The 7,789-nt window shown below is 64.1% G+C and carries 7 protein-coding genes; all 7 read left to right on the forward strand.

Annotated elements, in window-relative coordinates:
* Window positions 1–188: 188 nt before the first annotated feature.
* The 7 genes from HMPREF3036_RS07325 to fdhD all read left to right on the forward strand — a co-directional run bounded on the left by HMPREF3036_RS07325 (window position 189) and on the right by fdhD (window position 7,639).
* Window positions 189–893, forward strand: coding sequence for a 4Fe-4S dicluster domain-containing protein (locus HMPREF3036_RS07325; RefSeq protein WP_062333047.1), 705 nt, complete (start codon window positions 189–191; stop codon window positions 891–893).
* Window positions 894–909: 16 nt separating this feature from the next.
* Window positions 910–3,021 carry an aldehyde ferredoxin oxidoreductase N-terminal domain-containing protein gene (locus tag HMPREF3036_RS07330; RefSeq protein ID WP_062333050.1) on the forward strand — a complete coding sequence of 704 codons (2,112 nt, stop codon included), beginning with the start codon at window positions 910–912 and terminating at the stop codon, window positions 3,019–3,021.
* Window positions 3,022–3,045: 24 nt separating this feature from the next.
* A complete protein-coding gene (locus HMPREF3036_RS07335) occupies window positions 3,046–3,951 on the forward strand; it encodes a hypothetical protein (RefSeq protein ID WP_156469771.1) in 906 nt (301 codons plus the stop codon).
* A gap of 27 nt (window positions 3,952–3,978) precedes the next feature.
* Window positions 3,979–4,974: a cytochrome c3 family protein gene (locus HMPREF3036_RS07340; protein WP_062333054.1), complete on the forward strand. Its 996-nt coding sequence runs from the start codon at window positions 3,979–3,981 to the stop codon at window positions 4,972–4,974.
* Window positions 4,975–5,074: 100 nt separating this feature from the next.
* The gene (locus HMPREF3036_RS07345; RefSeq protein ID WP_369818387.1) at window positions 5,075–5,800 is read left to right on the forward strand and encodes a 4Fe-4S dicluster domain-containing protein; all 726 of its coding nucleotides are present in this window, start codon (window positions 5,075–5,077) and stop codon (window positions 5,798–5,800) included.
* Window position 5,801: 1 nt separating this feature from the next.
* Window positions 5,802–6,728 (forward strand): NrfD/PsrC family molybdoenzyme membrane anchor subunit, encoded by a 927-nt coding sequence (gene nrfD / locus HMPREF3036_RS07350; RefSeq protein ID WP_062333058.1) that lies wholly within the window; start codon window positions 5,802–5,804, stop codon window positions 6,726–6,728.
* A gap of 77 nt (window positions 6,729–6,805) precedes the next feature.
* Window positions 6,806–7,639, forward strand: coding sequence for a formate dehydrogenase accessory sulfurtransferase FdhD (gene fdhD / locus HMPREF3036_RS07355; RefSeq protein ID WP_197457955.1), 834 nt, complete (start codon window positions 6,806–6,808; stop codon window positions 7,637–7,639).
* The last annotated feature ends 150 nt before the right edge of the window (window positions 7,640–7,789 follow it).

The raw sequence follows: 7,789 nt of genomic DNA on the forward strand, positions 1-7,789 counted from the left end.
AAGGCCGCGTTCCACGGACTTCCGAGATGAACCCAAAAAAATGCTGATTTCTCATCCCGATGAGGACTCCGCGACTTGTTTGTGATCTCCGACAACGACCGGCTGCCCGACAGGGCGCCGCCGGTCCGGCCCCTCGCACCGGAACACCCGGACCGGTCTTTTGTAAAACAACAATCAGGAGAAACACCATGGAGCTTCAGGATTTCTTGTCCAAGCTCAGCCTGCCGCAGGACTTCACGCGCCGCGGCTTTCTTAAGGCTACGTCCGTCATGGCTGCGATCGGCATGATGAACCAGGCGCGCGCCGCGAGCGGCGTGCGTCCCTACATCGTGCTTGAGACCGCCAAGGGCATCCTCATCTGCGACCCGAACCTCTGCGTTGCATGCCACCGCTGCGAGCTCGCATGCACCGAGTTCAACGAAGGCAAGGCCGACCCGCGTCTGGCCCGCATCAAGATCACGCGCAACGTCATGTTCGGCCATGCCGGCACGAACGTCTATCCGCCGACGAAGGGCATCTGGGGCGACGGCATCGTCGTTCAGGACACCTGCCGCCAGTGCGCCCATCCGACGCCGTGCGCCAACGCCTGTCCGCAGGGCGCCATCGTGGTCGATCCGAAGACGGGCGCCCGCCGCGTCGACAAGGAAAAGTGCATCGGCTGCCACCTCTGCGAAAAGGCCTGCCCGTGGGGCATGATGACCTTCGACGTCGAGGAGAAGAAGGCCAGCAAGTGCTTCCTCTGCGACGGGGAGCCCAAGTGCGTCAAGCACTGTCCGGCCGCCGCCATCCGCTACGTGCCCTGGATGGACCGCACGGGTGATGAACCGCGCCAGAGCATCCACGGCTACCTGCCGCAGGAAAACCGCGACCAGTGCAGCATCTGCCATCGTTGATTAGAGGAAGCTAGAAATGTCTGAAAACAAGAAATACGGCTACACCGGCAAGGGTCTGCGCGTTGACCTCACGACCGGCAAGATCACGGTCGAGCCGACCTTCCCGCGTTTTGACGGCTACATCGGCGGCACCGCCTTCGGCTACAAGGTCTTCTGGGACGAAGTTCCGCCCGAAACCGACTGCTACGCACCTGAAAACAAGCTCGTGATCGCTCCGGGCCCGCTCTCGGGCACCGGCGCCATCTGCTCCGGCCGCACCGCCATCACGACGCTCTGGCCGACCGCCTGGCCGCGCTCTCTGATCGCCTCCGCCCACGTCGGTGGCGAACTCGCCCACAAGCTCAAGTTCGCGGGCTGGGACTTCGTGATCATCGAAGGCGAAGCCAAGAGCCCCGTCTACCTCTACATCCACAACGAAAAGGTCGAGATCCGCGACGCCTCCGCTGCCTGGGGGCAGGGCACCCGCCGTTCCGCCGAGGTCCTCGCCAAGGAAACGACACCCGAAGCCAGCTTCGGCGTGATCGGCCAGGCCGGTGAAAACCTCGTGCCGATGTCGAACATGATGGTCGACAAGAGCCACTCCGCCGGCGGTCTCGGCTCCGTGATGGGCAAGAAGCACCTCAAGGGCATCGTCGTCTACGGCAACCAGGCCATCCACATCCACGCCGATCCGAAGGAATGGGAGGAGCTCATCGACTCCCACCGCAAGATCCTCGGCGCGCACACGCACTCCATCGTCTCGCGCAAGCCGCATCCGATGTTCGAGTACCACACGCCTGCGAGCCGCTGGTCCGCCTTCCCGGGTGCCAAGTGGGGTGCCGCCAATCCGCCCGTCATGCTCACCGACGCGGACATGGACCCGCACAACCTCAACCACATCGGCTACCGCACCTGCTCGTCCGAGTTCTACATGGGCCCGACGATGTGGAACTACACGGTGCGCAACACGGGCTGCTACGCCTGCCCGATCCGCTGCTACTCCGTGATCCGCGACGATGAAACGGCCGCGAAGTACAACGTCAACGCCATCACCGAACAGACCTGCATGGCGCTCTACGGCCGCTGGTTCTTCCCGTCGCTCCTCAAGGACCTGATGAAGCCCGTCTCCCGCGAGGCCTGCCTCGTCGGCAGCCAGACGATGGACGATCTGGGCCTGTGGTGCAACTACGGCCAGCTCCACCGCGACTTCTGCACGATGTACACCAAGGGCTACTTCAAGAAGTACCTGCCCGAAGAGGAGTACAAGAGCATCGACTGGTCCAAGATCGACAATCCCGATCCGCGCATCCTCCAGGACATCCTGCCGCGCATCGCCTACCGCAAGGGCGAGTTCGGCCGCTGGATGGGCGAGACGACGCCCGTCATGCTCGAGCACTTCGGCCTCACCGAAGACGAATGGAAGAAGAACCACGACACGCTCTACTGGTCCGTCGGCCATCCGAAGCACCACGGCAATGAAAACGACGGCCAGATCGGCACGGTTCTCAACTGCATGTACAACCGCGATCCGATGAGCCACGGCCACATCAACTTCTCGACCTCCGGTCTGCCGCTGGAGCTCCAGCGCGAGATCGCCGCGAAGTTCTGGGGCGACGGCTCCGCCGTCGACGGCATCGGCGACTATCGTCCGACCAACAAGTACAAGATGATCCGCCTGCGCTGGGTCATCGCCCGCAAGGAGCTGCACGACATGCTCGGCATCTGCTCCTGGACGGCCCCGTGGGAACTCTCTCCGCTTCGCGAGCGCGGCTACATCGGTGACATCGAGATGGAAAGCAAGGTCTTCAAGGCCGTGACCGGCATCTCCATGACCCAGGACGAGCTCGACAAGGCCGGCCTGCGCGCCTTCCTGCTGCAGCGCCTCTACACGATGCGCCAGCTCAAGACGAAGGACATGCGCCACGTCCACGACCGCTATCCCGACTGGATCTTCGACGACGCCAAGGGTCGCGCCCCGTTCACGAAGGGGACGATCCGCATGGAGCACGACGACATCGAGAAGAGCTTCGACCTCTTCTTCGAGCTCATGGACTTCGACGTGAAGACCGGCGCTCCGACGGAAAAGTGCCTCAATGAGTACGGTCTCGCCAAGGCCGTTCCGGTCATGAAGAAGGAAGGTCTTCTCTAAGTCATGGGCAAGGAACGGATGAAGATGCAAGAGAACATGAATCCGGCGCCCGAAGGCGCCCAGACCCCGGCGGACGAAGAAGCTGCCCGCGAGGCCGCAAGGCTCTCGCAGCTCAAGGCCGACATGCTCGTCCTCATCGACACGGTGGCCGACAGCAGCCGCGACGTGAAGCTCATCGACGGCGACACGCTCTTTGAGCGCTTCGCAAAGAGGGCGAGCGTCGCCGAAGCGCCCGAGGTCGACGAGCTCGTGCGCGAAGCCGAAGCCGACATCGACGCGGTCCTTGGCCGCACTGACGGCGTCTCCGCCAACGTGGTGAAGTTCCGCAGCAAGAGCGAGATGAAGGCGCATGCCGACGAGGTTGCGACCCAGAAGGCGCAGCGCCGGGTCTTCTCGCGCCGCGAGGTGATCCAGAACCTCCTCGCGGGCAACGTTGCGAGCGTCGTGAAGGCCGCCGAGGCGGCCGACGCGAAGACGGAGCCCGAGGGCGAGGCGCGCGAGATCACGCGCGAGTACTTCGACGAGGTGCTCTCCCGCGTGCTCGAGGGCGACTACGGCGTCTGTTCTCTGGAAAGCTGGGACAAGGTGACCTATTACCACTACCGTCCGCTGCTTTCCTGCTCGTACGCGCGCATCCTCTCGGCCGAGAACAACCCGGTCGAGCAGGTGGTCGACATGATCCGCGAGTCGAGCCGCGTCTATCCGCGTCCGGTGGCCATCGGCGTCTTTGAGGAGCCTCCCTTCGGCATCGAGGCCGAGGAGCTCCAGGAGATGCTCAAGATGATCGCCCAGGACCCAGAAAAGCAGGACATTCGATTTACAACGAGCTCCATAGGAACCGTCTTCCTGTACTCGAACAAGTACCTCGAGGACGGCTACGCCGAATTCCTTGCCGAAGAGCAGGACGTCGGCGCCGTGATGAATCCGTAGCCCGTTGTAAAACCAGGAAGAATTGAAATGAAATTCCAGATGAAATCCACGGCGAAGGCCGTCGCGCTCGGCATCGTCACCCTGGCCGCCTCCGCGGCCTTCGCAACGCAGACTCCCGTCGAGTTCGACCTCAAGGGCCACGACGAGTTCGTCAAGTCCCTCGGCAAGGACGCGATCGCGCCCCAGCAGAGGACTGCCGAAGAATCCAAGGCCATTCTCGCCAAGGTCTACAACGAGAAGCTCGAGCAGCACGTCTCCAGCTTCCACTATGAAAAGGGCGTCACCTGCATCTCCTGCCACGACCAGCAGAAGCAGGGCGGCCCGGACTGGATGGTTCCCGTCACCAATCCTCCGATGAAGAAGGAATGCGGCGACTGCCATGAAACCCAGGCCTACGTGGTGAGCCACACCAAGTCTCACAGCAAGTACGAGTGCACGGTCTGCCACATGCCGAACACGGCCGCCGGCCCCAACGACGGCAGCAACGGCAAGATGGACGCCGTGCGCCGCCTGCACACGTACAAGATCAACGTGAGCCCCGACGCCTCCACCTGGACGAAGGACAAGGACGGCGCCTGGGTCCTCTCGAAGGACGAGGACGGTCACGGCTACGTCGACCTGATGTGGAGCTGCGCGCGCAATGCGCCCGCCGACTACACGGTCGCCGAGGGCCGCGGTTGCCACTCCAAGGCCACGAGCGAGCTTGATCCCGGCCTCGTCTATCAGGACGAGAAGGAGGTCTACGGCGAAGTCATGAAGTGGCAGAAGCCCGTGAAGGACGGCTACGAGCAGATCAAGGGCGGCGTCGAGCGCGTCTCGAAGCTCCTTGAAGTGACGGCGCTGCCGTACGAGAAGCAGACGCAGATCCGCCTGCTTCTCGACAAGGCCACGGAAGTCTCCGACCTGATCGAAAAGGACGGCAGCTGGGGCGCTCATGCCTCCCACTACCTCCAGGACCGCGTGAAGTCGGCCCTGAGCTACATCGACCAGGCACAGACGCTCCTTGACAAGGGCGGCTACTGAGAGGCGCCTGAAGCGTCCTCTCGGTGAGGCGGGCGCCGCCGCGAATGCGGCCGTCGCATGACGGTCCGCGGCGGCCTCCCGCCCATTCAGGAGAATAATCGTGACGACTAAAATCACCCGACGCGCCCTGCTGGGCGCAGCCGGTGCGGGCGTCGTGACCCTTGGTTCGGCCGAAGCGGCCGCCCTTGCGGCCTCTTCGGAGGCTTCGGGCAGTCGCGAGCCGCACTATGCGATGGTCTTTGACCAGAACAAGTGCGTCGGCTGCGGCGACTGCAAGGCCGCCTGCAACGAGGCCAACCATCTGCCTCCCGGCATCTCGCGCCTTCTCATGGAGCGCCAGTCGAAGTCGCACCGCGTCATCGGCAAGGAGCCGTGCCCGATCTGCGGCAAGCTCGAGGAATGCGACTGCGAGCGCAAGTACGTCCGCGTCTCGTGCCAGCAGTGCCAGGACGCGCCCTGCGTGACCGTCTGCCCGACGGGCGCGGCCCATCACGACCCGGAAACCGGCATCGTGACCATGGACCCCGACCGCTGCGTGGGCTGCAAGTACTGCATCGTGGCGTGTCCCTACAACGCGCGCTTCATCAACGCGGAGACGAAGGTCGCGGACAACTGCGACTTCTGCCTCCACACGAGGTTCGCAGAGGGCCGCAAGCCCGCCTGCGTGGAGAGCTGCAAGTACGATGCGCTCGTTTTCGGCAACGTGAACGATCCGTACTCGTACATCAGCCGCCTCATCCGCGCCAAGGACACGGTCCGCATCCGCCCCGAGCTCGGCACCCGTCCGAGCCTGAGGTACATTCCGTTCGTGAAGAAGGGGGCGTGACATGGACATGAACTTTGCAATCGGCCTCTCCCAAGGCATTGCCTGGCCCTGGCCCATCGCCGTGTACCTGTTCCTTGCAGGCATCTCCGGCGGCGCGGTCGCGGCTGCGGTCATCCTCAACCTCTACAGGAAGCAGGCGCATGAGAACACGCCCGTCCTGAAGGCGGCGTCGGTCATCGGCGCGGCGACCATCCTGCTCGGCATGGTCTGCCTCGTCCTCGACTTGACGAATCCGTTCAACTTCTGGCGCATTCTGATCTACTACAACCCCACGTCCGTGATGAGTCTCGGCGTGATGGCGCTGCTCGTCTACATCCCGACGGTCTGCATCCTCACGCTCGTGGCGCTTCGCGGCCTTCTCCCGAAGGTCGGCCTTGGGTTCCTCGACGGCATCGTCGGGTTCTTCGACGGCTGGCGCGTGGTGCTGCAGTGGATCGCGCTCGTCTTCGCGCTCACGATCTGCGCGTACACGGGCTTCCTGATCTCGGCGCTCATCCGCTTCCCGCTGATCAACCAGGCGGTGCTTCCCGCGCTCTTCGTGGCGTCGGGCCTCTCCGCCGGCATGGCCGCAACGAAGGCTTTCGCCTGCCTCGCCTTCGGCGACAGGCACGAGAGCTGCGACCAGCACCTCCTTCACGCGGCCGAATGGCCCGTGATGGCGGCCGAGGCGCTCTGCATCTTCATGATCGCAGTGGCCCTCGTCAACGGGAACGCCGCCGCGCAGGCCGCCTTTGCGGCCTTCACGACGGGCGCCTGGGCGATCGAGTTCTGGGTCGGCGTCGTGTGCGTCGGCTTCTGCGGACCGCTCGTCCTGGGCCTGATCGGCGGCGGCCTCATGTCGTTTTACCTGAGCGCTCTGTGCTCGGTGGCCGGCATGATGTGCCTGCGTCTCTTCATCCTCTATGCGGGCCAGCTCCACGGTCTCTGATGACCCGGATCCCGTGAACTCAAGCCGGGCATCCGCTCCCTTTCGGGACGGATGCCCGCATTCTGCGGAGACGCAACATGCCCTGTCTTCCGAACGATTTCCCCGGCGCGGTCTCGACCGTGCCCGTCCTCAAGAACTTCATGAGCCTCGAGACCGAGGACGTGGTCGTCGAAGAGGTGCCCGTCGCGCTCGTCTACAACGGCATCTCCCACACCGTCATGATGGCCTCTCCCGTCATGCTCGAGGAGTTCGGCACCGGCTTCAGCCTCACCGAAGGCATCGTCGAGTCCGTCTCGGACATCTACGACGTCGAGGTGGTTGAAGCCTGCGGCTCGGGCCGCGAGGTGAGGATCACCATCAGCTCCGAAGCCTTCCACAACTTCAAGGCCCGCCGCCGCGCCATGCTCGGGCGCACGGGTTGCGGCATCTGCGGCGTCGAGAGCCTCGGCGATGCGCTTCGCCCCGTGCCCGATCTGCCTGCCACGCAGACCTTCGACATGAGGTTCTACCGCGACGCCGTCGCGCAGTTGAAGCGCTTCGAGCGCATCGGCGCGCTCACGGGCTGCACCCATGCCTCCGTCTGGATCAGACCCGACGGCACGCCCGCGGGCGGCGCCGAGGACGTTGGCCGCCACGTGGCGCTCGACAAGCTCCTCGGCCTTCGCGCGCGCGAGGGCTGGCGGGACGGCGCGCTCGTCGTGAGCTCCCGCGCCTCCTACGAGATGGTCCAGAAGGCCGCCATGTGCGGCGTCGAGATCCTCTTTGCCGTTTCGGCCCCCACGGCGCTCGCCGTGAGAACGGCCGAACGCTGCGGGATGACGCTTGCGGCCTTTGCACGTGCGGGCGGTCCCAACGTCTACACGCACCCCGAACGCCTCGTCGGGGTGCAGGACGAAAGGCTCTGCGCTTAAGTCGGTCAAGCTCAGGCAAGTGTTGGGAAACGGGTCCTTCGGGGCCCGTTTTTCATTCTGGGGATGGGGCCGGATGTTCTGGGACAGGAGGGAAAAGCGCACCAACAATAAAATTTATAAAGTCGAGCCGAGAAAACCCGCGGTTTTAAC

The sequence above is a fragment of the Sutterella sp. KLE1602 genome, from assembly GCF_001578585.1.
In the GTDB taxonomy this organism is placed as follows: domain Bacteria; phylum Pseudomonadota; class Gammaproteobacteria; order Burkholderiales; family Burkholderiaceae_F; genus Sutterella; species Sutterella wadsworthensis_A.

What these genes read in the sequence shown, in the direction of transcription:
- HMPREF3036_RS07340 (WP_062333054.1), top strand. Translation starts at nt 3,979, where the DNA reads ATGAAATTCCAGATGAAATCCACGGCGAAGGCCGTCGCGCTCGGCATC.
- HMPREF3036_RS07335 (WP_156469771.1), top strand. Translation starts at nt 3,046, where the DNA reads ATGCAAGAGAACATGAATCCGGCGCCCGAAGGCGCCCAGACCCCGGCG.
- nrfD (WP_062333058.1), top strand. Translation starts at nt 5,802, where the DNA reads ATGGACATGAACTTTGCAATCGGCCTCTCCCAAGGCATTGCCTGGCCC.
- HMPREF3036_RS07330 (WP_062333050.1), top strand. Translation starts at nt 910, where the DNA reads ATGTCTGAAAACAAGAAATACGGCTACACCGGCAAGGGTCTGCGCGTT.
- fdhD (WP_197457955.1), top strand. Translation starts at nt 6,806, where the DNA reads ATGCCCTGTCTTCCGAACGATTTCCCCGGCGCGGTCTCGACCGTGCCC.
- HMPREF3036_RS07325 (WP_062333047.1), top strand. Translation starts at nt 189, where the DNA reads ATGGAGCTTCAGGATTTCTTGTCCAAGCTCAGCCTGCCGCAGGACTTC.